The organism is Nitrospirota bacterium, assembly GCA_016207885.1.
In the GTDB taxonomy this organism is placed as follows: Bacteria; Nitrospirota; Thermodesulfovibrionia; order UBA6902; family UBA6902; genus JACQZG01.
In genome coordinates, this window is the sequence record JACQZE010000004.1 from 51652 (window position 1) to 75314 (window position 23663).

Below are 23663 nucleotides of genomic sequence, written 5' to 3' on the forward strand. Positions count from 1 at the left end.
ACAACTCTCCGATATTTCGCTGGACACACCAAGTGATACATCAATACAGAAACATTGTGGCTTTTATGTATGTACTGACTCATTCCTCATCATATCAGATCGCAGCAGAGCTGCGGGGAATTAGACCCTAAGAGATTAAACGCGCTATGGCAGATTCAATGGAAAAACATTACCGGACGCTATCGCATTGGAAGCTGTTAGCGCTGTCTTACTTTTTCGGAAATAAGCCCTTCATCCCTTCAGTCACAAAATCCAGAGGCACGGCTTCGATTCTGTCGTCCAGCAAATACCGCTTATTCCCTGGATAGACCACAGCTATACGTTCGAGCTTTAAATCATTCAGCGCAGTACGTACAGACGGTGTTATGCGCGGAGCATCCATGCGCTTGCACTCGACGCCGAACATGCGCCCGTCTTTCACCAGCACCAGATCGATCTCAGCGCCGCTGTGTGTCGCCCAGTAATAGACTTCATCGGGCCCTGTTGCCTTAATGATTTCTTCAATCACATATCCTTCCCATGATGCACCGCATTTCGGGTGATTGAGCAATTCCTTCTCAGACCGGATACCCAGCAGATGATGCAGTATGCCTGTATCGCGGAAATATATCTTGGGTGATTTGACCTGTCGTTTCTTCAGGTTGGCATGCCAAGGCAAAAGCTGTCGGATCATAAAGACGCTGGATAAGATATCAAGATATCTCCTGACGGTCGGCTCACTAACGCCGAGTGAGCGTGCAGGCTCTGCCGCGTTCCATATCTGGCCGTGATAATGCGCCAGCATTGTCCAAAAACGCAATAAAGCCGGAGCTGGAACTCCTATGCCCCACTGTGGCAGGTCTCGTTCCAGAAAGGTCTGAACAAAGCTCTTCCGCCACGCCAGGCTGTCCCCTTCTGTCCGGGCAAGAAAGGAAGGCGGAAAACCGCCCCGCATCCAATGACGCGCCTGTACCACGCCGCCAACTTCTGACATGCTGAAGCCGCTCATAGGTACAGCTTCTATTCGCCCTGTCAGAGATTCCGAGGACTGGCGGAGAAGTTCTGGAGATGCGCTGCCGAGGATGAGAAAGCGGGCCTGCAAAGGCATCCGGTCAGACAGGACACGCAGCACCGGGAACAGATCCGGCTTTCTCTGGACTTCATCTATGACCACAAGCCCCTTGAGCCCTCGCAAAGAAGTCATCGGCTCGTCCAGCCGTGAAAGACTGGATGGGTCTTCGAGGTCAAAATAATTCGGAGAATCGACAGCAAGAAGCTGCCGCGCCAGCGTGGTTTTGCCGCATTGTCTCGGGCCGATGAGCATTACTGCCCGGCTCCGCCGCAGAGCCGAGCGCACATGACGAACTAAATCTTCCCGATCAATCATGCTGGTATTATACCATGAAAATCGAACATATGACTTTCGATTTTCAATATTGTCTCCTTAACAGGCAGGCCAAGGGCTACGGCAGATTCAATGGAAAAACATTACCGGACGCTATCGCCTTGGAAAGTCTTTTCGCAAGGTTAGGCATCACCTACAACTCCCACGGATATACCTGAAATTCGTTCTTCCGCTTTCCATCAAGGCCGGCAACCTTGTACTTCTTAAGACTGTATTTCTCATTGAAATAATTGACCGCAGTCGGCCTGAACTGCTCAAAGTTCAGTTTTACCTCAACCGGCAGGAGACTCTTTTTTATCCTGAGAATGAAGTCTATCTCCTTCCCGTCTTTAGTCCTCCAGTAATAGACCGAATCCTTATCATATTTTTTCACAAGTTCGGCAAAGATACCGGTTTCAAAAACACTGCCGATAAGCTCCTTCTGCAATCCTTTCAACCAGAGCATCTGCATGATGCCGGTGTCATAAAAAAATATCTTGGGCAGCTTGAACAGCTCAGAACGTATGTTGCCGCTGTAAGGCCTGAGCAGTTTCAGGATGTAGGTGTTCTCCATAATGAAAAGATACTTCTCTATCGTCTGCTTGGCGATACGGGTTGTATTCGACAGTTCGGCAATGTTCAGAACCTGCCCGCTCTGGCCTGCGAGCGCCTCAAGGAGTTTATTGAACTTCTCAATGTCCTTGATGCTCGCAAGGTCTCTGATATCTTTTTTTACATAGGTGTCGATGATCTGCTGAAGGTACTTCTCCTTCATCCCGGCTTCGGGCGTCAGGACGATCTTCGGATAACCTCCATAGAGTACGTATTGTTTGAAAAGGCCTCTCAACTCATCCACCTTCCCTGCTGTATATGTCTTGCTCTCTTTAAAGGCATAACCCCTGAAGGTCAGAAACTCCCTGAATGAGAGGTTGAAGATATCGAAATCAACCGTCCTGACTACAAGAGAGTCTTTGAATTTGGACTTGATCGCAAAGCTTGATGAGCCCGAGACGATAAGTTTAATGCCTTTGTGATGGTCGGCAATGAGCTTAAGAAACGATGACGGGTTTGCCAGATACTGTATCTCGTCGATAAAGACAAAGACCTTTTTTTTTGGGCGGGCAGCCTTAATACCTTCCTCCTCAAGGTGCTTCAGAAACTCCACAACCCCGGCGTCCAGGATCTTCACATACCGTGAATCCTCAAGGTCAATGAAATAAACCGTTTCTCCTTTCGCCTTAAGCTCCGCCTCAATATACCGAAGAATGGAAGTCTTGCCTACCTGTCTGGCTCCATGCAAAACAATGATGTCTCCAGTCCGGAGGTACTTCCCTATCTCATCAATTACCTCTCTTTTATATATCGTAGATCTCATGTTGTTACTTTACTTTAAGTTCAACTTAAAGTAAAGTGCATATTGCTTTAGTTCAGACTGCCTCAATGGTATTAATTAAATAGGTTATGGCAGATTCAACGGAAAAACATTACCGGATGTTATCGCTTTGGAAAGTCTTTTCGCATATCCGGTCTCTAATTTGAACTGATATTTCTCAGCGAGTTTTATCGCCTTTGAGGCTGTTGCCTCAGCCTTCTTCTTCCTGCCTGACAGATAATCAAGTTCAGAAAATCCGAGCATGCAGTAGATCCTGCCTCTGGGGTCTTTTGTCTCTATGAAAAAGGTGTCGGATTCATCAAAGCTCTTCTTTGCTTTTTCAAAATCACCTAACATGATATTGGACACGCCCACGCTCCAGAGTGTGTAAGCGTAGCTGACCCTGTCGCCTATCTTATTGTATAAGACGCCTGCCTTTTTAAAATACGCGAGAGCCTCTTTGTAATTGCCGTGCATCCTCTGGACATTCCCAAGCCCGCAGTAGGAATACGCCATGCCGAAGCGGTCGTTCATCTCGGTGAAGTTCTTGTTCGCGAGCGTGTAATACTTCCCGGAGTCGCTGAAATTGTTAGAGACCCTTGAAGAGCCGCCAAGCCCGCAGTATGAATACGCTACGCCTGACTTGTCTTTGAGCTTTCTAAAACGGCCAAGCGCTTCATGAAATGTCTCAACAGCCTTTTTGACATCACCTTTAATCCTGTATGTCCCTGCCTTTGCCCATATGGAAAATGCCTCTCCATACCTGTCACCCAAAGTGCCGTACATCCTGTTTGCCTTCTCTATAAGACGCATCGCCTCTTTCCAATCGCCTAACGCCCTTATGGAGAGCCCGAGTCCCGTCATCGCGTCCGCCTCAGATGCCCTGTCATCAAGCGCCTCTGCTATGCCCAGCCCTTCTTCATAAAAAACCTTTGCAAGAGTGAAATCGCCTTTCGCCCTCAGCGTATCGGCGATCGCGATAGTGCAGTTGAGTATGCCTGCGGGGTCTGATGCCTCTTTAAAAATATCAAGGGCGGTTATGTAGGAAGCAACCGCCTTAGCGTATTGAGCTGACCTTCTCTGCTTCTCTGCTGCTTCAAAATATTTCATTGCTGAATCATTCATTTGATTTCTCCTTCTCTTATTTTGTCATTCCGGCGGCTCCGTCCAGCCTACTGTTGGCTTGTCCGGAATCTGCTTTTAAAAAAGATGCTGGACAAGCCAGCACGACAGTCCTCAGCTCTCTTTTCCAAACTCTTTCAAAACATTCTTGACCTCATTATCGGTATTCTTTAATTTCGTCTTGCAGTATTTGATAAGATAGGCGGCACGCTTGACCTTTTCCGCAAGTGCGTCTATGTCTATGCTCTCGTTCTCAATCTCTCTTACAATTGCGTCAATCTCTTCAATTGCTTCCTTATAACTTGGCATATCATCCATGAGCCTTCCTCCTGCTTTGCTTTTCAACTATGCTTGTCAATTCGCCCTTATGCAGAACTGTCCGCAATACGTCTCCTGCCTCTGCGTCAGATGCTGAGCTTATCGCTTTGCCGTTGTGGTATGTAATACTGTATCCCCGTTTAAGCACATTAGCCGGATTGAGATGGCCCACATTGTCCTCTCTGGAGCGGAGCCTTTCCTTTTCAGACTGTATCAACTTGAGTGAATATTTTAAACCTTTCACAAAAAGATCAAGTTTAAACGCGTTATCAAGCTGCTCTTTCCTGACGGCTGCCTCAAGGTTTTTTGAGAGAGTAGATATCCTCTCTCTCTCATCTGATGTAAGCCGCTGAGCGCCGTGAACAAGATTATGCGTCAATGAATCAAGCCTGTCCTCAAAATCTTTCACCCTTGTGATTATCAAGTCTGCTACGGCGGTCGGCGTCTTGGCGCGCATGTTTGAGACCTCGTCAACTACGGTGATGTCACGCTCATGGCCTATGCCTGAGATAACCGGAACAGGAAGAAATGCGATAGATTTTGCGATCTCGTAACTGTCAAAACACTGGAGGTCAGCCTGTCCGCCGCCGCCTCTCACTATGACGACAACATCCAGATGTGAAGCGTCTGAGATGCACTTCTGAAGCGCGGCCACAACCGACTCTTCAGCCCTGTCGCCCTGCATCAGCGCTTCGTATAATCTGCATGTGAATTTATATCCATAAGAGTTGTTGGCCAGGTGCGTCATCAGGTCTTCATAACCCGCTGCTGTTGATGAAGAGACGATGCCTATCTTCTGCGGGACAAGCGGGAATTCAAGCTCTTTGTTCCTGTCTTTTATCCCCTCTTTGACAAGCCTCTCCAATATCTCTTTCCTCTTTACAGCCATCTCGCCGATGGTGTAGGAGGGGTCTATGTTTACTATATTGAGCTTGAGCCCGTATCTTTCATGAAAACCTATCGAGGCTTCAAAGAGTATCTTGATCCCCTTGGTAAGCCCTGCGCCTGTGGCCTGCGTGAATGCCGCGGAGAGCTTCTTGTATTTATCAGCCCAGATGACAGCCTTGATCTCAGCGCGGATTACATCATTCTCTTTATCCACAAGAGAGAGGTAGCAGTGGTTCTTTACATCGCATGAGGCTATCTCGGCAGTGACAAGGAACGTCTCAGGAAATGAACCTTCAAGAACAGACCTGATGAGCTGATTCAGTTCGTATAGAGAAAGTATCTCCACAGCTCACTTGCACCTTTCCCTGACAAGCCTGACTGTCTCAGCGTAGTCCTTTGAATTGTAGAACGCGCTTCCCATGACGACTATATCCGCGCCTGCCTTGTGCACTTCAGCCACATTATCAACAGTGACACCGCCGTCCACCTCTATCTCAGCCTTTGAATCCCTGTCAAGCAGTATGTTCTTCAGCATCTCTATCTTCTGCAAGGACTCGGGTATGAACTTCTGCCCGCCGAACCCGGGGTTGACAGACATGAGAAGCACCATGTCAAGGTAAGGCAGTATGAACTCCAGTTCGTGCAGAGAGGTCGATGGGTTAAAAGAGACGGCTGCCTTCACCTTGCGCTCCTTTATCTTCTGTATCGTCCTGTGCAGGTGCACGCATGACTCCGCATGCACGGTTATGATATCCGCCCCGCTGTCAGCAAAGTCATCAATATATTTATCAGGGTCTTCTATCATGAGATGCACATCAAGCGGCAGGGATGTGCTCTTCCTGGCAGCTTTTACAACAAGCGGGCCTATGGTGATATTAGGGACAAAATGCCCGTCCATTACATCAATGTGAATGAGGTCAGCCCCTGCTTTCTCAGCAGCCTTTATCTCATCTCCAAGCCTTGCAAAATCAGCGGACAATATTGACGGCGCTATCTTTATCATGTTTTTTCTCCTTCCGATTTTTCGTCATTCCGGCTTGTCCGGAATCTTTCTTTATAAGGATTCCGGACAAGCCGGAATGACAGTATATATGTCACCATATTATTTTTAAAACCAAACACCCTCGCGCCGTCCAAGCGTAACCTCAATTGAATCGCCCCTCCTGATAGCGGCTCCTGCCTCAGGTTTCTGGAATATTATGATACTGCCCTCTTCCTGTTCGACAAGATCTATGCCTAACATATCAGCCAGTTTTCCGGCATCATAAAGGGTCATCTTGATAAATGAAGGGCATAAGTAGGAAACCTCGTACGGCCCGAGGCTCACAAGAAAGTTCACCTTGCTGCTCTGCACATTGCCGGGCAAAGGCCTCTGCGCGATTATCATGCCCTTTTCCACAGAGTCAGAATGCACCTTTGTAACCTTGCCGGCATTCATCCCGAGATTTAGAAGCGTCAGCTTCGCGTCTTCAAAAACCTGCCCTTCAAAAGAGGGCATGGAATACATTTCAACCCCTTTGCTTGTGATGGCCTTTATCTCGCTTCCCGCCTTGACCTTTTCTCCGGCAGGAATGTCCTGCCGGATAATATGACCTTTCGGGATGTCGGCATCATATTCCTCGCCCTCGATCATGAGCGACAATCCTCCCGGCTCAAGAAGTTCCCGCGCCTCGGAAATGCTCCTGCCTGTGAGAGACGGGAGAATGACCTTGTTGAAATTCAGAAGCTTATATACCAGAAAGAAGGCCGCTGCCGCAAGGAGGATAAAACCGGTGAAATATGAAAGAAGCCTGATGAAATTTTTAAACATAGATAAGATTAAAATAATTACCTAAACATTGCAAGGCAAACCAAACGGGGAAGAAGCTGAAGCTGCGGGAGCTTTTCAAGCATTGATTACCCGGCGAAAAAAGCTATAGCCTTCCTGACAAGTTCTATATCAACCCGGGTATTAAAACACGGGCCGAAAGGCCTCTCGTTAAGCACACCGAGTGTGGGCAGAGGGTGGATGTCCCGTATCCCGCTTATGAGGTCGCGTTCGCAGGCAACAGCCACCACGGCATCGGGTTTGACATTGTCAACCGTTCTCCTTGCGATGCCGCCGCCGGTTGCGACCGAGAGCTTCAGGCCATGCTTGTCAGCGACATCGATAAGCTCTGACACCGGGCATTTGCCGCACCGTTCGCAGTTGTTGACGTCAAATGTGATCCTTATGCTGCATTCGCTTCTCTGCAGGCAGTGGGGGAGCAGAAGAAGGAGCGTTTTGACAGGCCCTTTCCAGCACTTCCTGACAAGACTATTATTTATCCTTATCAATATCCCCTGCACCCTTCTGCTGTCTATCCTGAAGAGCCATCCCCATATAACTATCACGGGAAACCCTGCCTTAAAGAAGAGCCATCTAAGCAGCCGGTTTGTCATGAAACCTCACCCCTTCCTGAATGCGCCGGCCCTGCAAAAAAGCCATTATATCCATCGGACGTTTGCCCGGAGCCTGAACCTCGATTATGGAGAGCAGCCCTTTTCCCGTTCCTACAAGCATCTCTTTCTTGCTGACCCTGAATATCACCCCTGCCTCTCCTTCGCCGTCGATTCTTTCTGATCCTAATATCTTTATCATATCATCTTCAAGAAAAGTGTAAGCGCATGGCCACGGGTTCATGCCCCTTATAAAATTGTACAGCTCCGCTGCCGGCCTTTCCCATTGAATGATGCCGTCGCTCTTTTTAAGAAGCGGCGCGAAAGAGGCTTCCCCTGTCTGAGGCTGCGGCGCGATGCTGCCTTCCTCCAATTTTTTCAGGGTGAGGATAAGGAGTTCAGCGCCGACAATAGAGAGCCTCTCAGACAGGCTTCCTGCTGTGTCATGCGAAAATATCAGAGTCCTTTTCTGAAGCAGCATATCACCCGTATCCATCCCTTCATCCATCATCATGGTTGTTACGCCTGTCTCTTTGTCGCCATTGATGACAGCCCGGTTGATCGGTGACGCGCCGCGGTATTTCGGAAGCAAAGACGCGTGAACATTGATGCATCCTTTCTCAGGCAGGTGCAGTATTGCAGGAGGCAGTATCTGGCCGTACGCCGCGGTAACTATCACATCAGATCCGACCTTACTCAGTTCTTCAACAAAACCCGGATCACGAACCTTCTCCGGCTGGATAATTATAAGCCCTGCTTCATGAGCCGCAGCCTTCACGGGAGAATGTGCGATATGCCTTCCGCGTCCGCAGGGCCTGTCAGGCTGGGTTACTACGGCGAGCACCTGATGTTTATTATCCAGAAGTGCCTTAAGTGACGGGACTGCGAATTCAGGTGTGCCGAAAAAAACGATATTCAAGAGATCACCTTTAAAGGCCTGCCTTCTCTTTCTTTCTCTCTTTAAGAAAGCGTTTTTTGAAAAAATCCTTCCTGATGCGGCCTATCCTGTCTATGAGCAAGGCGCCGTTCAGATGGTCGATCTCATGCTGAAGCGCCCTGGATAAAAGCCCTGTGCCCTCAACCTCTATCTCATTGCTCTCCCTGTCCAGCGCCTTCACAACCACCCTTTCAGACCTGCGCACAACCGTATAAAATCCCGGCAGGCTTAGGCACCCCTCCTCCATCTCGATCTCTCCCTCGGAAAAGACCAGCACAGGATTAATGAGCGTGATAAGCGGGATATCTTCATCCTCCGTGCTTGCGTCAATTACCAGAACCTGTTTGGAGACCCCGACCTGATTGGCCGCGAGCCCGACTCCGGGAGCGGCATACATCGTCTCTATCATATTATTGATAAGATCCTGCAGCTCATCGTCAAACTTCCTGACAGGAGATGTCTTCTTCATCAATACCTTATCAGGGTATTTTATTATAGGGAGCACAGCCATAATCCTAATTTAAATGATTTATTGTTTAAATAACAAGTTAGACATGATTTAAAGCAAAGCAAGGAATTGGAAAGCCGCAATCAGGTATAATATTTTCGTATGAAATACGGTGAAAAGAATATAGCAAAGGCAAGGTTTCAAAGATGGCCCAATCCCAATCCTGAAAAGGATTACACGATTGAAATAAGTTCGTGCGAATTCACCTGCCTCTGCCCGCGCTCAGGCTATCCTGATTTCGCGGCCATAAGAGTTAACTATGTTCCGGATAAATATATAGTTGAGCTGAAATCATTCAAGCTGTATCTCAACAGGTTCAGGAATGAGGGGATATCACACGAATCTGTTACAAATAAGATATTCGATGACCTGAAGAAACTCCTGAAACCAAGGCAGCTTGAAGTGGTCGGGGACTTTAATCCGAGAGGAAATGTTAAGACAGTGATAAGGGTAGCAAGCGAAAAGAAATAATTATATCCCCAGAATCCTCAGCCCGCCGCCGAATGTCTCAGCGCTCTCAATAGCCTTCAGTGTAAACGCCTTTGCCTTGGCCATGGACTCCTTTACATTGTATCCGAGCGCAAGGCTTGCCGTTATGACAGATGAAAAGACGCATCCGGTGCCGTGAAAATCTCCTTCAACCCTGCCGCCTTCAAGCATGAAAAAATCATCCCCGTCAAAGAGCAGGTCCATAGCCCTTCCCTGAAGATGCCCGCCTGTGATTATCACGTTCTCAGGGCCGAACTGCATGAGTTTGACAGCTGCATCCTTCATTTCATCCTCTTCAATGACCTCCATGCCGGTTAGAAGAGAGACCTCGTATAAATTAGGCGTCACCACCTTTGCAAGAGGAAACAAAATCTCTTTGATCGCTTCAAGCGTGCCTTCTTTAATAAGAGGAACACCGGTCGAAGAGACGGTCACAGGATCGATGACAAGGTTATGCAAAGAGTGTTCTTTGATATTTTGGGCTATCAACCGGACGATCTCAGGAGAATATATCATGCCTGTCTTAAGGGCATCCGGACGGATATCATCGAGAAGATGGCCCATCTGTTTTGAGAAAAAATCAGCAGGCACCTCATGCACATCATGCACCCCTCTTGTGTTCTGCGCCGTAAGCACTGACGGAATACTAAGGCCGTAAACGCCGAGAGACATAAATACCTTCAGGTCAGCCTGTAGTCCCGCGCCGCCTGTAGGGTCAGAGCCAGCTATTGTAAGGGCGGTTTTCATGCAAAGACTATAGCACCTTGTTTATAATAATTCAATCAGTTTTCAAGAAGTGTCATTCCGGCTTGTCCGGAATCTGCTTCCAACTAATAAACATCAAGAAAGAGAGATTCCGGACAAGCCAAAAGTAGGCTGGACAGAACCGCCGAAATGACGAATTTAATAGAGAGAGCCAATAATATGAGCGAAGAGCTTTTAGATGTTGTAGATGAGGATGGAAGGACGATAAAGACACTTGCGAGAACCAGGATACACGGCAACCCTTCGCTGATGCACAAAGTTGTTCACGCGCTTGTCTTTGATAAGGATAACCGGCTCATTCTGCAGAAACGGTCGATGAATAAAGACGTTGCCCCGGGGAGATGGGACACCTCTGTCGGCGGACATGTCAATGCCGGAGAGTCCATAGATGAAGCGCTCAGCCGTGAGATGGAAGAAGAGTTAGGCATAACCTCATGCAGCCCGGAATTCCTTTATACATACATCCACTCAAATCCTTACGAGACAGAGCTTGTATATACATTTTCATGTATCTATGACGGTAAGATAAAGTTTCAACATGACGAGATAGATGAGGTGCGTTCATGGAGCCTTGACGATATCAGAAGCAGTATCGGCAAGGGGATCTTCAGCGATAATTTTGAGCATGAGATAAGGATGTACTTAAAGAATAAACTTTATCTGAAAATCTGATTTGCAGCCGCGAGGATTATTTCTTCTGCTTCTCCTTCTTCTGTTCATACATCAGCTTGTCAGCCTGGACGAGCAGTTCCTCAATGGAATGGCTGCACTTTTCATAATACGCGATCCCTATGCTGATCGAGAGATCATACGGGGCAGCTCTTTTCATATTATAAACTCTGAGATGTTCCCTGAACCTGGCGCTGAGTGTTTCCGTGCTGTAGCCGGTGGTGTGAACGGGAAATACTACAAACTCATCGCCGCCGATACGGGCGATGATATCAGACTCCCTGAATACATCCTTTAGAATATTGGCAGTCTCAAAAATGGCGCCGTCGCCTTCCTGATGCCCGTACCTGTCATTTATGATCTTCAGGTCGTCAAGGTCCGCGTAAAAGATGAGCACCCCTCTCTTCAGGCGGTTCGCCAGCTTAAGCTGCTGGCCGGCAAGCATGAGAAATCCTCTCCTGTTATAAAGGCCTGTAAGTTCATCTGTAATGGAGAGAGTGCGGAGCTCTTCCTCCATCCTCTTCCTGTCAGAAATATTTTTGGAGATCACCGTGACGGCGATGACCTTGCCGTCCTTGTCTTTTACCGGGCTAAGTGTCCTGAGGAAATACATATCATCTCTCGCACTTTTGTGATCCATCTGGATAGAGAGGCCTGTATCAAATACCTCATCAATCAGCTTTATGAACTCCTTTGTCTCTTTGGGAGAGTGAAGTTCAAGATAAGAATGATCTTTGAAATCATAATCCAGAAGCCCCATTCTCGATATATGCTTCTTGTTCATAAAAAGGTATTTGTAATTCTTGTCAACAAGATATATCGAATCCTCCGTGGATTCAACAAGCGACCGGTACCTCTCTTCATTCATCTGAAGCTCGAACTCGAACCGCTTGCGGGCAGTTATGTCCTTTGACAGGACAGTAACTGCGGTAACTTTGCCGTCCTTGTCTTTTACAGGGCTAAGGGTTCTGATAAAGTGTTTATCGCCTTTGATACCTTTATACTTATACTCCTGCTGGGAAGACTCACCGGTCTCGCATACCCTGTCTATCAGCCTGGTAAAAGATTCCGTATCTTCTGCCGAATGAAGATCCCCATAGCCTTTGCCCGCATATCCATCCTCTGACAGCCCCAGCCTGGATAAATGGTGCTTGTTCATAAAGAGATATTTATAGTCTCTGTCAAGAAGATAAATGGAATCCTCTGTCGATTCCACAAGCGAGCGGTACCGCTCCTCGTTGAATATCAGTGCATATTCCGACTTTTTCCGTTCTGTGATATCCCTGAATATCCCATGGGTAGCATTCGGTTTCCCGTCAATGATGCGGCAGCCCACATTGCCTTCAACCTCTATCTTATGCCCGTCTTTGGCAATAAAAACAGCTTCAATATTCTTCTGCGGCTCGCCTGACATCACCTTCCTGAAGAGATCCATGCAGTGGCCCATGCAGGCCGGGTCTATGAGGTCGAACATGGTGATACCCTGAAGTTCCTCCATCGTATAGCCCATCGTCTTGAGCCAGGCGTTATTAACATATATGAACTTCCCGTCAGGGCCGACGCTCTGGATCATATCATGGGCATTATCAAAGAGCTCCCTGTATCGCGCCTCGCTCTCCGCAAGCTTATCATCAGCGCGAACATGGTCAGTGATGTCCCTGACGATCTCAATGCCCGCTATTATGCTGCCGGACGAATCTCTCAGCAGTGATGCCTTGATCTCAACATCTGTGACACTCCTGTCTCCCGGGACTTTTTTGATAAGTGTGTGGACATTGCCATCCTTGAAAGAAGCCTCTACCGGACAACCTTTGCAGACGCTGTCAGAGTGCGCATAAACCCTGTAACAAAATTCTCCTGTGCAATCGCCCCCGACCATATTCTTATGAGCCTGATTCTGGTACAGCACCTTGAAATCAGTATCCTGAACGCTGATGCCGTCACCCATTGCATCAATGATCTGGAGGGCGGAAAGGGACATGATATCGGATTGATCGGTCTGCTTTTTTTCTTTCATCTTATTAAGTTACTGAAATAAATAAACAGGATAAAAAACATCCGGACAGTAATTTAAACATTAAAAGCAGAAAACATTCAAGTGTTTTTTTGCACACAAAAGCCGTGTGTTATCGATCAGTAAAAAGATATTTAAAGATATTCCACAAGATCTTGAAGCCGACCTTGAATATTCCCTTTATATTTCCTGTTAATTTTGATTTTCCCTCGCCTTTACGGTAACTTACAGGAACCTCAAGTATCCTGTATCTTTTCTTGACAGCCTTTATCTGCATCTCGAGTGTCCATCCGAGATTGTCCCTGACGTCAAGGGTAAGGAGTTTATCGAACTTTATGGCTCTGAACGGGCCGAGGTCAGTGTATCTGAAACCGTAAAAGAGCCTCATCAATGTTGTCGCAAGCCAGTTGCCGAAGAGCACAGGCGGCCGGAGCGCGCCCTTTTCGCATTCGCCGAGAACCCTTGACCCGAGCACCAGATCATATCCGTCTTTCTGGATCGGCCTGACAAGTTTTGGTATCTCTGAAGGATGGTCGCTGTAGTTGCCGTCAACAAATACAACAACATCAGGCGGCGCTGTCTTCAGGTATCCGATCGCCCTGAGGCATGGGTAGCCATAGCCTCTTCTTGACTCAAAGAGCACTGTAGCGCCCCAATCTTTTGCTATGGCAGCGGTCCTGTCAGAGCTCCCGTTATCAACAACGATTACCTCGTTCACTATGTCACGAGGTATGTCCGCAAGGACTTTCGGAAGGGTCTCTTCTTCATTCAGCGCCGGAATTATGACAGCGGTCTTCATTGTTTATTTCACTTCTCCATCTTTATCCTGAGTGCTATCAAAATAAGGATCCCTGTTATAAAGAGCAGCCCGCCTGCAAGCGCCCATACAGCGCCCGGGTCTTTGCTTATCTGCAGAAGCGCTGCTTTAGGATAAGGCTGAACATCCTTTGCAATAATATTCAGGCTGTTATGGAGCGACGGTTTATTCGGAGCTATCCTGTCTTCATCAATGACCCTGCCGCCGGATAAATACTCCAGGTCAAGGCTCCAGTCATTTACATATCCCTGAGGGTCAAGCTGTATGTCAATATTTTTTATCCTGAGAAGTTCACCCTCTGATATCTTTACCTGATAACCCTCTGCCACAGCGGCATTATAATGATAGCTGCCGACAGCGCCCAGAAGATGAGCGAGAAGGATAAAGATAAATCCTGTATGAATTATCTGCGGTGAAACAAGAAGCAGCCACTGCGTCACCTTTCTCTTTTTGATGATCGATTCTATGCTGCAAAAAAGCGTATTGACTGAAAGGATCGCAAGCAGCCCGACAGCCCCCCATAACCACCACACTGCCCCTGAAGGCTGCTGCACAAGCCATTTAAAGAGCGGGATGTCAATTGAAGAGAGCTCAGGATAAGAAGGCATGATGACCGCGCCTGCTATGAAAAAGAGCGTTATCAGAAAGAGAAGCCAGAGGCTTGTTCTTAAAGACAGGAGTATTTCATATGTTTTTTTCAAAAGAGCCATTTTTTGTCTTGTCAGGTAAAACACTGTCATTCCGGCTTGTCCGGAATCGTCATTGAAAAAGATTCCGGACAAGCCGGAATGACAAATTCATTTTACTATGTGCCTTGTCTTTAAACTTTTTACCTTATTTTTTTTAAAAACTGTGCGAGCTCTTCATCAAAAGGCTTACCCCGAGATATGTGAACATGACGACTCCAAAACCCGCTATGCCTATGATGGCTGCGGGCTTTCCAATCCACCACTGCCTCAGTCGCGCGTGAAGATAAAAGCTGTAGAATATCCAGAGGATGCTGGTCCATAGCTCCTTTGGAGTCCAGAGCCAGTAAGTCCCCCACGCAAGATAAGCCCATATCCCGCCGAATATCATGGACAATGTGAAGAGGCAATACGCGATAAGTATCGCCCTGTACTGGAGCCCCTCTGTCACGGCTTCATTATCCCTGATATAAACATAACCAAGCGCGGACGCGACTCCGAAAAGGGCGTAGGACATGAAGGCAAGCACAACATGGGTCTCAAACCAGATGGTCTTCAGCACGGGAGGGAGAGGGAAGTTGCGGGGCTCGTAGATAAGCGCAAGCACAGTCAACAATGCCGCTGAACCGGCTATGAGATTATGGAATTTTCTGCTGTTCTTTATCTTTCCGCAGAAGGGCAGCGCAAATGCCGCGATAGACGCGGCTAAAAAAACCATTGTATCATGCGGGCCGACAAGCGGGATCCTTTCAAGCTCAGAGGCCCTGTATAACATATATCCTGACTGAAGCAGTATCCCGAGGAAAAGAAACGGCCTGAAAAATAGCGCGAAGAGATACGCGCCGAAAGATAATATCAAAATCATATGCATAGTAAATATATTCTCTTTATCATTCCCCTCTAAAAAGAGGGGTAAGGGGTGTGTTTTTATCTCAACATCCCCCTGTATCCCCCTTTTCTAAGGGGGAATTTAAGGAACAGATTCCAGCATAAAAACCGAAAGTGTCATATTCTACCCCATTTGGCTCCCTAATAGCAGTAATAACAGCTCTCAAATTGATTTTATTGCGCTGATTCATTTATCTTAAATACAGACGCATAAAATAATAGTTTAAGGAGAAAATATATGTTGACCATTTCAGACATTGCGGTTGAAAAAGCAAAAGAGATACTTTCTGCAGAGGGCAAACCCGATTTCGGGCTGAGGCTGTATATGGCAGGAAGCAGCTGCTGCGGGCCTTCTTTCGGAATAGACGTCGTAGAAAACCCTGAAACAGGAGACGCTGTAGTAGAGAAAGGCGGGCTTAAGGTCTTTGTTGATCAATCAGCTTCAGAAAAGCTCAAGGGCATGGAGCTCGACTTTGTTGATGACGGCGAGAGGCAGGGATTCATGTTCACCGGCAATCCGCCTTCTGCGTCATCATGCGGCACCGGTTCAGGATGCAGCAGCTGCGGGTAACGCTCATTTATCAATAAATAACATGCAACTAAAAATAGTCATTCCGGCTTGTCCGGAATCATTACCACAAAGATTCCGGACAAGCCGGAATGACAGAAATAGTACAAGCTGACTTTTAAATCTCTTCCGGTATTGTGCTTATCAGATTAAGAAAGGTTTCAACGATATCAGGGTCAAAGTGAATGCCTGACTCTGAGCGGATATACTCTATTATCTTTTCCTTCGGCCATGCCTTTCTGTAAGGACGGTCTGATGACAGTGCATCCCAGACATCTATGATCGCGAATATCCTTGCCGCAAGCGGTATCTCATTGCCTTTAAGCCCGTTCGGATAGCCGGAGCCGTCCCATTTCTCATGATGAGAGAACGGGATGTCAAGTGCGGGCCGCAGATATTCGACAGGATAGATCATCCCATGCGCAAGGTTGGGATGGTTCTTCATGATCCTCCATTCCTCATCTGTTAACTTGCCGGGCTTAAGCAGAATATTGTCAGGTATACCCATCTTGCCTATATCATGCAGAAGCGCGCCTCTTTTTATATGGATGATATCTTCTTCCTTTACTCCCAGTTCGCGTGCCAGAGATATGGTTATCTCAGTAACACGCCTTGAATGCCCCTCTGTCTCTTTATCACGAAGATCCAGCGCTCTGGCCCATCCTTCGATCGTGGAATCATATGCAATGGCAAGGTCGACATTGGAACGTTTGAGGTCTTCAAAAAGGGTTGCGTCATCTATGGCTATAGCTCCCTGCGTGGCGACGGTATTGAAAAAATCCAGCCACTCGTCATCAGCATTAAAGAGTGTGCGTTTAAATATCTCCAGGACGCCCTTGACCTGGCCTTTTGCAATAAGCGGAACCGCGAAATATGTTACAAACTCTTCTTTGCTGAAATGTTCCGAAGTTTTAAATGCCGAGGGTTCATCCTTGAGGTTCGGGATAGATATAATATGGCGCTCCTTTGCCGCGCGGCCGGCATAACTCTCGCCCATTCTTACATTTGCATGTTTTAACGCGGCTGAACGAAAACCCTTGGAAGCAAAATACCTCAGCGTCATCGAGGCCTCATCCAGAAGCAGGACAGCGGCAGCGTCCAGGTCAAGCTGTGTGATGACCTGTTCAAGAAATATATTAAGTGTGACACGCAGGTCAATGCTTGATGTGATCGCCATATCAATGGAATGGAGGGCATTTATGCGCTTAAGCTGACGCTGTACCAGTTCCTCAGACCTATTGCGTTCCGTAACATCCCTGAATATACCCTGCACGGCAATGGGCTTTCCGTTAACAAACTTACACCTTATATTTCCTTCAACATCTATCAATCTTCCGTCCCTGCTGACAAAGACAGCTTCAACATTGTCATTTGACTCACAAGACATTACTTTTATGAAAACATCTTTACATTTCTCCAAACAGCTTGGGTGAAGAATATCAAATATAGAGATCTTATCGATCTCCTCCCTGGTGTAACCCAATGTCTTAAGCCATGAGGAGTTAACAAAGATAAATTTACCTTCAGTATCCAGACTCTGGATAAGGTCGCTTGTATTTTCAAAGAGCTCGCGGTAACGCTCCTCACTCTCCCGTATCAACTTCCTGGACCGATTTCTCTCTGTTATGTCCTTAATTATCCCGGTAAAGAAATCTTCGCCTTTGACCTGCCATTTGGCAACGGATATCTCCAGTGGAAATTCCTTTCCGTCTTTTCTGAGCCCTGCCATCTCAACAGTCTTTCCGATCACATGTGATTCGCCGCCCCCTGCAACCCTGTCCAGCCCATTCTGGTGAGCGTCACGAAACCGTTCCGGCATTAGCATCGTAACACACTGCCCCGCAAGCTCATCGGCAGAATAGCCAAAGATATCTTCAGTGGCGGTGTTAAAGAATATGATCTTGCCGCAGCCGTCTATTGAGATTATCGCATCATTTGCAGAGTCAATAATGGTGCGAAGCTTCTCTTCGCTCTCAAAGATCCCGTCCTCCATCTTCTTCCTTTGAGTTATATCCCTCACCACATGGATAAGGCCGATGAGCTTATTCTCTTTATCAAAGCGGGGCATGGATCTTATCTCAATGAATTTATTCAGATGCGGCTCAAAGACCTCAAAGGTGGCAGGCTTGCCTGTCTTCAGGCAATTACAGCTCGGGCATCCCTCAGGCGGGCATGCGGTGCCGTGATAATACTCAAAGCACTTCGCCTTCATATCCTGAAGGACCGGCAGGTGCAGTATCTGCTCTGCCGCTTTATTGGCCCTTATGATATTGAAATCAATATCATGGACCGTTATCATGTCAGTGACCGAGTCAAAGACCTCTTCCCAGTCGCGCTTTGATTCAAAAAGCTCTTTCTCATATCTCTTCCGTTCTGTAATATCCGAGAATGAGAATATAACCCCCATATCAAGATTGTCGGGGTTAGTAGGGGCTACCTGGATATATACATCAATGTAAGTCCCGTCTTTGCGCCTGCACTGTGTATCTACCTCTCCCCTGCCTTTCCGGGCGATGTCATCATAGAGCGCCCTGCCGACACGCTCAAACTCCTCATGCTCGTCGTAAAACATCTCCGTGGAATTGCCGACAAGTTCATCTTCTGAATATCCGACCAGCTCAACGAACCTTTCGCTTACCCATTTCATTTGCCGGTCCTGAAGCAGCCCGATGCCGTTGGGGGAAGCGGTAAGGATGCTCTTGAGGTTTGCCTCGCTCTTCTCCAGCACACTGTCGATAGTTTTGACTATCTTTTCATGCGAGACCTCTTTAAGCACCTTTTTAACCCTGAACGGGAGGATATCCATCAGGTTCTCGTTTTTAACGATGTAATCAGCCGCTCCGAGCTTCATCATCTCAACAGCTATCTTCTCATCGCCGAACCCTGTGACAACAATAAAAGGAATCTCAAAGCCCTCTTTGGCAAGCAACTCAATGACCTGCTTCCCGGACATATCCTGAAGCTTGTAATCAAGCACCATCAGGCTGACCTTGCTGGCCGTCACATTTGTGACAGCCTCCCTGCCTGTAAAGACGCCCACAGTATTATGGCCCGCATCCTGCAGGGTCTTAACAATAAGGTTGTTGACGCCCTTGTCATCCTCAACAACAAGGATTATGCCTTCTGTCTTATTCACTTTTCTGGTTAACATTTAATTGGTTACTCCGGAACTTCCATCATCTGTAAAAAAACGCCCAGCTCTTTAACCGTCTCAACAAACGCGTCATAATCAACCGGCTTCACTATATAGCTCGCGCATCCCAGTTCATAGCATTTTTTAATGGTCGTGTCGTCATCCGTTGTTGTTACCATGATCACCGGTATCCTGCGCAGTTTCTCATCCTTTTTCATCCTGACGAGAACCTCGATCCCGTCAACCCTCGGCATACGGATGTCAAGAAGCAGAATATACGCCGCCCCGTTATGCTTCCTGGGCCCCGGCCCTTGCCCGAATAAAAAATTAAGGGCCTCCTGTCCGTCCTTGAAATGAATGATCTCATTTTCAATGCCCGTACGCTTAAGGTTCTTCATGATCAGGCCGGCATGCCCAAGATCGTCTTCAGCTAAAAGAATCACAATATTGTTTTTCATGGCATATCCTTATTTATTTCCCCTCTAACAAGAGCCAACAGTAGGTGTCTTAAGCAGGGATTAAGGGATGTGTTTATTTTTCATCCTCTGCATTAAATAATATTAGTATTTAAAAATATATGCAAGATGCATTATATTTGACTCTCTTGTTTTATTTATTCCCCGGCAGTTCCACATAAAACCTGCTCCCCTTGCCGACTTCCGACTCCACCCATATTCTGCCATGCAGCCGCTCTAATATCTTGCGCGTTATGGTCAAGCCGAGGCCTTCACCCTCGTATCTGTCCGGCTCAAGCCGGTAGAATATTTCAAATATCTTCTCTTTATGCTCAGGCGCGATGCCTATGCCGTTGTCTTCAACGCAATAGGCCGTCCGTCCGCCTTCCATATGTCCCGAGACTTTTATAAGGCCTTTCCTGCCGGGAGACATATACTTTATGGCATTGCCTATCAGGTTCAGAAAGACATGGCTGAGCTGCTCCCTGTCGCTTTGGCAGGGAGGGATCTCCGATATCTCAACCTTAATGCCGGATTCTTTTATCTTCATGTCAAAAACGCTGATAATGCCGGATACGAATTCGTTCATATCTATCTCTTCAACTTTTAATTCAACCCTCCCCAGCCTGGATACCTTCATAAGCCCGTTGAGGAGCATGTCCATTTTTGATATGTTACTGCGGATAAAATTGAGGTCTTCAGGTATTTCAGCCTGTATGAGAGAAGAGACTTTGCCCTTGATGTCTTCGGGGATATTCCCGTTCTTTATATAAAACAGCAATTCCCCCATAGCCGCTTCCAGTTCGCCGCAATAGCCCTGCACGTTTACCAGAGGTGTCTTGAGGTCATGCGAGCCGGCGTAGAGGATCTGCTCAAGGTCTCTTGTCTTCTGCTTAAGTTCCAGCGTCAGGCTCTCCCGTTCCTGCTCCGCCTTCCTGCGTTCGGTGATGTCACGGACGACATTAACTATGTAAACCCGGTCAAGCTGAACGCGTTTTGCATTGATCTCCACAGGGAATATTGATCCATCTTTACGCCGGTGCCGGCTCTCAAAGAGACTAAAACCGGTTTTCAGCATCTCCCCGCCGCGCCTGTTCCACATCGCCTGATCCAGGTCAGGGTCAATATCGCTTACTTTCATGGACAAAAGTTCTTCGCGGCTGAAGCCGAGATCCTGAAAGGCCCTTTCATTGGCATCAAGGAAATGCTGTGTTTCCGGATCGATCACCTCGATAGCGTCATTGGACTGGTCGATCAATGTACGGAACAGTCTGAGCGAATCCTCCGCAGCGGTTTGCTGAATGACCAGGGCCAGTGTGTTGCTGAGCCCGTCCAGCATGGAATCTTCGGCTGCAGAGATGCGGTGTTTGGCAAAGAGGGCCAGAACCCCTATCCTCCGGCCGTCCGGGACACGGAGCTGGTATCCTGCAAACGAGGCCAGCCCCAGGTCGCGGGCCCATTCATGATTGTGAACGCGAGGGTCATTCTGCACGTCGTTAGTCAGGAATTTGTGCGCCTCTCCCGAGGCGATGCGGCCGATCTTGTAACAGCCGAACGGAACACGGCGGTGGACTTCTCCGTCTATATGGGTGTAACGTCCCGAACTCGCCATCAGATGCAGGCAGCGGTCACGGTAGCGGCAGACGTGCGGCTCTTCCTGCATCCGGGCATGTACGCAGCCCTGTTCACACAGATCCCCTGGACTGATCAGCCAGATGCGGCAGAAATCGGCGTTAAATATCCGGACGATACCGTCGGTAATGCTCTTGAGTTTCTGTTCCTGTCCCGCAGGCATGAGGAGCGACTGTTGCAATAAGTTGACACCCTCCTCCCACCGGAGCATATCATCGCGTTCCTTCTCTGCCTTTTCCCTGTCCATGATATTATCCAAAAGCCTGTCGATCTCTCTGGCTGCCTGTTCCTTCCCCAGAAACTCGTCGGGCGGGACGTAATAGAAGTTTCTGCAGACCACCCCGCCGAATATTATGAGCGGATGGGTGTATATAACGTCTTTGATGATCTCAGGTGAAAAACGGCTGCGGTTATACTGGCATATGGCAAGCACATCGTTCTGAGGCAGGAAATAGTTCAACTTCGCCTCATACTCTATCAGGCGTTCTGTGCCGGGATCGCCGCCCAGCATCCACGTCATCTCGCCGGTAGCCCTTAAGGCGGAAAAACCGGCGGCCTTCGCCTCATCCGTGGCGCGTTTCAGAAAACTGATCATCCAGTCGGGATCAAAGTACCCCTGTTTAAGATATGCGTCCTGCTTTCTCAATATGTCCAGTTTCCCGGATCGAACCGCAGTATCAACGTCTATGCCGGCAGCCTTCATTTCTCTGATGACCATCTCCGCTGTATTGTCGTCAACGATATAAACGCATTTTTCTCCGCGCTCCAGCCCGATCCTCATGAAAGGGATAACGGCGGCAAACTGCTCCTCCCGTGTCTCGTAAATCAGGCACAGATGATTATGCACTACGAGTTGTCCTATGGCTGTTGCCAGGTCAGTCTCACCAATATCTGATACGCCCGTTCTCATATCCATTCTTATCCTCTTTTCCTGCGCCTGGCGTTAAGTCTCTACCCTGCTTCATGCGGCAGCGCCACAAAAAACCTGCTCCCCTTGCCTGCCTCAGACTCAACCCATATCTTACCGCCGTGCCTCTCTACCATCCTCTGCACTATCACAAGTCCCAGTCCTTCTCCTGCTTTTGAAGGGTCGAGCTGATGGAATATGTGGAATATCTGCTTCTGGTGTTCAGAGGCGATCCCGATGCCGTTGTCCTCCACGCAATAGACAGAAAGATTGCCTTCCTTATGCCCGGAGACCTTTATCTTTCCTTTGCGCGCAGTGTCAAGATACTTAACAGCATTTTCAATAAGGTTTGAGAATATCCTGATCACCTGCTCCCTGTCCCCTGTGCATCGCGGCAGGTCTGTTACTTCAAAATCCGCTCCCGCTTCCTTCATTCTGTAATTAAGATTGCTTAATATCCCGCTTATCAGCATATTCATATCAATATCTTCTGTCTTCAGGTCAGCGTTGCCTGAGCGGGAAAACTGCAAGAGCCCGTTCAGGAGCGTATCCATACGTGAAATACTCATGCTTATAAAACCAAACGACTCGGGAAGTTCATTGGCAAGTAATGTTATCTCTTTTCTGATCTCTGCAAATATATCCTCCCGCTCTATCCGGCTGACTATGTCCTCCATGGACTTCTTCAATTCACCGGTGTAACCGTTAATGTTCACAAGAGGGGTCTTCAGGTCATGCGTGGCTGCGTACAATATCTGTTCAAGCTCAAAGTTGCGGCGTTTAAGCTCTGTATTGAGTTTCTCACGCTCCAGTTCAGAAGCCTGAAGGCGCGATATATGACTTTTCAGGTTTTCAGCCATACTGTTATATGATGAGGCAAGCTCAGATATCTCATTTCTGCCCTTGATCTCAACCCTGTAATCATATTCGCCGTCTGCTATGCTGTTGACGCCCTGTTTCAATCTGTCAACCGGCACAGTTACGAGCCGTCTGAAGAGCATTGTTGACAGAAGGAAAGTTATGCAGGCAAGAATCAGCACCGGGATGATCCAGATTATCGTCTTTTGCCATACATCGGAATAACTGACCATGACCGGGATGCCGACCGTGTTGATGGTGAGTTCTCCAACCTTTCTTCCGAACCCGTTTTTATCTCCGTAAGTTTGTAAAAGGGAGGCAGGGGCGTCCCCGGGGTCGCCATGGCATTTAAGGCATTGTTTTTCAAAATAGTACGGGGTCGCCACGGTGAAATAAGGCGCTCCGTTATGATATACGGTTCCGCGCCATTTCCTTTCTTCAGGATTATCCCTGAAGAAACGGATTATCTTCTTCTCTGTTTCATCAGCCATATTTTTAGGGTTTCTCGGATTCTCGGTCGCGAACTTGATGTAGTAATCGGGATATCTCTGGAGGAAACGCTCGGCCTGCCCCCTTGCGATAAAACTTGTTGACATGGCCTCAAGCACAAAATCGTCTTTAACTATCTCATACATCTTCGGCCTGAGGACTTCCCTGACGTACTGCCTTGTCGCCTCCACCTCGGCTAATATCTTTTCGCAGATACTATAGGCCTCCTGCTCAAGGCTGCGCCTGGTCTCTTTATATGCAATGGCAGAGAGAACCGCCAGAGCCAGCAGGAGTACGGATAAGAATGTTATTGTGAACCTTGTCTGAAGTTTCATTTTATTAAATTAACACACCCCTTAATCCCTGC

Annotated in this window: 23 protein-coding genes; 3 read left to right on the forward strand and 20 right to left on the reverse strand. The window is 47.7% G+C overall.

Features of this window, described 5'->3' with window-relative positions; genetic code table 11:
- The 11 genes from HY807_02905 to def all read right to left on the reverse strand — a co-directional run.
- Positions 1 to 83 (reverse strand): IS200/IS605 family transposase (locus HY807_02905; protein MBI4825357.1); only part of this gene is annotated, 83 nt, incomplete at its 3' end.
- Positions 84 to 208: 125 nt separating this feature from the next.
- On the reverse strand, positions 209 to 1366 hold the full coding sequence (locus HY807_02910) for an ATP-binding protein (GenBank protein ID MBI4825358.1): 1158 nt from the start codon (positions 1364 to 1366) through the stop codon (positions 209 to 211).
- A gap of 151 nt (positions 1367 to 1517) precedes the next feature.
- A complete protein-coding gene (locus HY807_02915; GenBank protein MBI4825359.1) occupies positions 1518 to 2738 on the reverse strand; it encodes an ATP-binding protein in 1221 nt (406 codons plus the stop codon).
- Between the two features lie 84 nt (positions 2739 to 2822).
- Positions 2823 to 3860 carry a tetratricopeptide repeat protein gene (locus HY807_02920; GenBank protein ID MBI4825360.1) on the reverse strand — a complete coding sequence of 346 codons (1038 nt, stop codon included), beginning with the start codon at positions 3858 to 3860 and terminating at the stop codon, positions 2823 to 2825.
- A gap of 111 nt (positions 3861 to 3971) precedes the next feature.
- Complete coding sequence (gene xseB / locus HY807_02925; protein MBI4825361.1) at positions 3972 to 4175, reverse strand: exodeoxyribonuclease VII small subunit; 204 nt, start codon at positions 4173 to 4175, stop codon at positions 3972 to 3974.
- The gene (gene xseA / locus HY807_02930) at positions 4168 to 5409 is read right to left on the reverse strand and encodes an exodeoxyribonuclease VII large subunit (GenBank protein MBI4825362.1); all 1242 of its coding nucleotides are present in this window, start codon (positions 5407 to 5409) and stop codon (positions 4168 to 4170) included. Before xseA ends, xseB begins: the two co-directional genes overlap by 8 nt.
- 3 nt (positions 5410 to 5412) lie before the next feature.
- On the reverse strand, positions 5413 to 6066 hold the full coding sequence (locus tag HY807_02935; protein MBI4825363.1) for a ribulose-phosphate 3-epimerase: 654 nt from the start codon (positions 6064 to 6066) through the stop codon (positions 5413 to 5415).
- Between the two features lie 105 nt (positions 6067 to 6171).
- Complete coding sequence (locus HY807_02940) at positions 6172 to 6873, reverse strand: PASTA domain-containing protein (GenBank protein ID MBI4825364.1); 702 nt, start codon at positions 6871 to 6873, stop codon at positions 6172 to 6174.
- Between the two features lie 86 nt (positions 6874 to 6959).
- Positions 6960 to 7484, reverse strand: a complete 525-nt coding sequence (locus HY807_02945; protein MBI4825365.1) for a DUF116 domain-containing protein — start codon at positions 7482 to 7484, stop codon at positions 6960 to 6962.
- Positions 7465 to 8400, reverse strand: coding sequence for a methionyl-tRNA formyltransferase (locus tag HY807_02950; protein MBI4825366.1), 936 nt, complete (start codon positions 8398 to 8400; stop codon positions 7465 to 7467). Before HY807_02950 ends, HY807_02945 begins: the two co-directional genes overlap by 20 nt.
- A 10-nt stretch (positions 8401 to 8410) precedes the next feature.
- Entirely contained in the window at positions 8411 to 8929 is a 519-nt protein-coding gene (gene def / locus HY807_02955; GenBank protein ID MBI4825367.1) for a peptide deformylase, read from the reverse strand.
- A 99-nt stretch (positions 8930 to 9028) separates the two neighbouring features.
- Between def and queF the strand changes: the two genes are divergently transcribed.
- Complete coding sequence (gene queF, locus HY807_02960; protein MBI4825368.1) at positions 9029 to 9397, forward strand: NADPH-dependent 7-cyano-7-deazaguanine reductase QueF; 369 nt, start codon at positions 9029 to 9031, stop codon at positions 9395 to 9397.
- Here the strand turns inward: queF and thiD are convergent, their stop codons facing one another.
- Complete coding sequence (thiD, locus tag HY807_02965; protein MBI4825369.1) at positions 9398 to 10162, reverse strand: bifunctional hydroxymethylpyrimidine kinase/phosphomethylpyrimidine kinase; 765 nt, start codon at positions 10160 to 10162, stop codon at positions 9398 to 9400.
- A gap of 177 nt (positions 10163 to 10339) precedes the next feature.
- Here thiD and HY807_02970 point away from each other — a divergent pair, with 177 nt between their 5' ends.
- Entirely contained in the window at positions 10340 to 10852 is a 513-nt protein-coding gene (locus HY807_02970; GenBank protein ID MBI4825370.1) for an NUDIX domain-containing protein, read from the forward strand.
- A 16-nt stretch (positions 10853 to 10868) separates the two neighbouring features.
- Here HY807_02970 and HY807_02975 read toward each other — a convergent pair whose 3' ends face one another.
- From HY807_02975 to ccsA, 4 genes are all read right to left on the reverse strand, one after another.
- A complete protein-coding gene (locus HY807_02975) occupies positions 10869 to 12866 on the reverse strand; it encodes an MEKHLA domain-containing protein (protein MBI4825371.1) in 1998 nt (665 codons plus the stop codon).
- Positions 12867 to 12975: 109 nt separating this feature from the next.
- Positions 12976 to 13662, reverse strand: a complete 687-nt coding sequence (locus tag HY807_02980) for a glycosyltransferase family 2 protein (GenBank protein ID MBI4825372.1) — start codon at positions 13660 to 13662, stop codon at positions 12976 to 12978.
- 8 nt (positions 13663 to 13670) lie between these two features.
- Positions 13671 to 14381 (reverse strand): hypothetical protein, encoded by a 711-nt coding sequence (locus HY807_02985; GenBank protein MBI4825373.1) that lies wholly within the window; start codon positions 14379 to 14381, stop codon positions 13671 to 13673.
- Between the two features lie 142 nt (positions 14382 to 14523).
- Positions 14524 to 15237 (reverse strand): cytochrome c biogenesis protein CcsA, encoded by a 714-nt coding sequence (gene ccsA, locus HY807_02990; protein ID MBI4825374.1) that lies wholly within the window; start codon positions 15235 to 15237, stop codon positions 14524 to 14526.
- Positions 15238 to 15492: 255 nt separating this feature from the next.
- Here ccsA and HY807_02995 point away from each other — a divergent pair, with 255 nt between their 5' ends.
- On the forward strand, positions 15493 to 15825 hold the full coding sequence (locus HY807_02995; protein MBI4825375.1) for an iron-sulfur cluster assembly accessory protein: 333 nt from the start codon (positions 15493 to 15495) through the stop codon (positions 15823 to 15825).
- Positions 15826 to 15940: 115 nt separating this feature from the next.
- Here HY807_02995 and HY807_03000 read toward each other — a convergent pair whose 3' ends face one another.
- The 4 genes from HY807_03000 to HY807_03015 form a co-directional block, all read right to left on the reverse strand.
- Positions 15941 to 18973 (reverse strand): PAS domain S-box protein, encoded by a 3033-nt coding sequence (locus HY807_03000; GenBank protein MBI4825376.1) that lies wholly within the window; start codon positions 18971 to 18973, stop codon positions 15941 to 15943.
- 8 nt (positions 18974 to 18981) lie between these two features.
- Complete coding sequence (locus HY807_03005) at positions 18982 to 19413, reverse strand: response regulator (GenBank protein MBI4825377.1); 432 nt, start codon at positions 19411 to 19413, stop codon at positions 18982 to 18984.
- A gap of 151 nt (positions 19414 to 19564) precedes the next feature.
- Positions 19565 to 21958: an MEDS domain-containing protein gene (locus HY807_03010; GenBank protein MBI4825378.1), complete on the reverse strand. Its 2394-nt coding sequence runs from the start codon at positions 21956 to 21958 to the stop codon at positions 19565 to 19567.
- Between the two features lie 35 nt (positions 21959 to 21993).
- Positions 21994 to 23631: a DUF3365 domain-containing protein gene (locus tag HY807_03015; GenBank protein ID MBI4825379.1), complete on the reverse strand. Its 1638-nt coding sequence runs from the start codon at positions 23629 to 23631 to the stop codon at positions 21994 to 21996.
- Between the last annotated feature and the right edge of the window lie 32 nt (positions 23632 to 23663).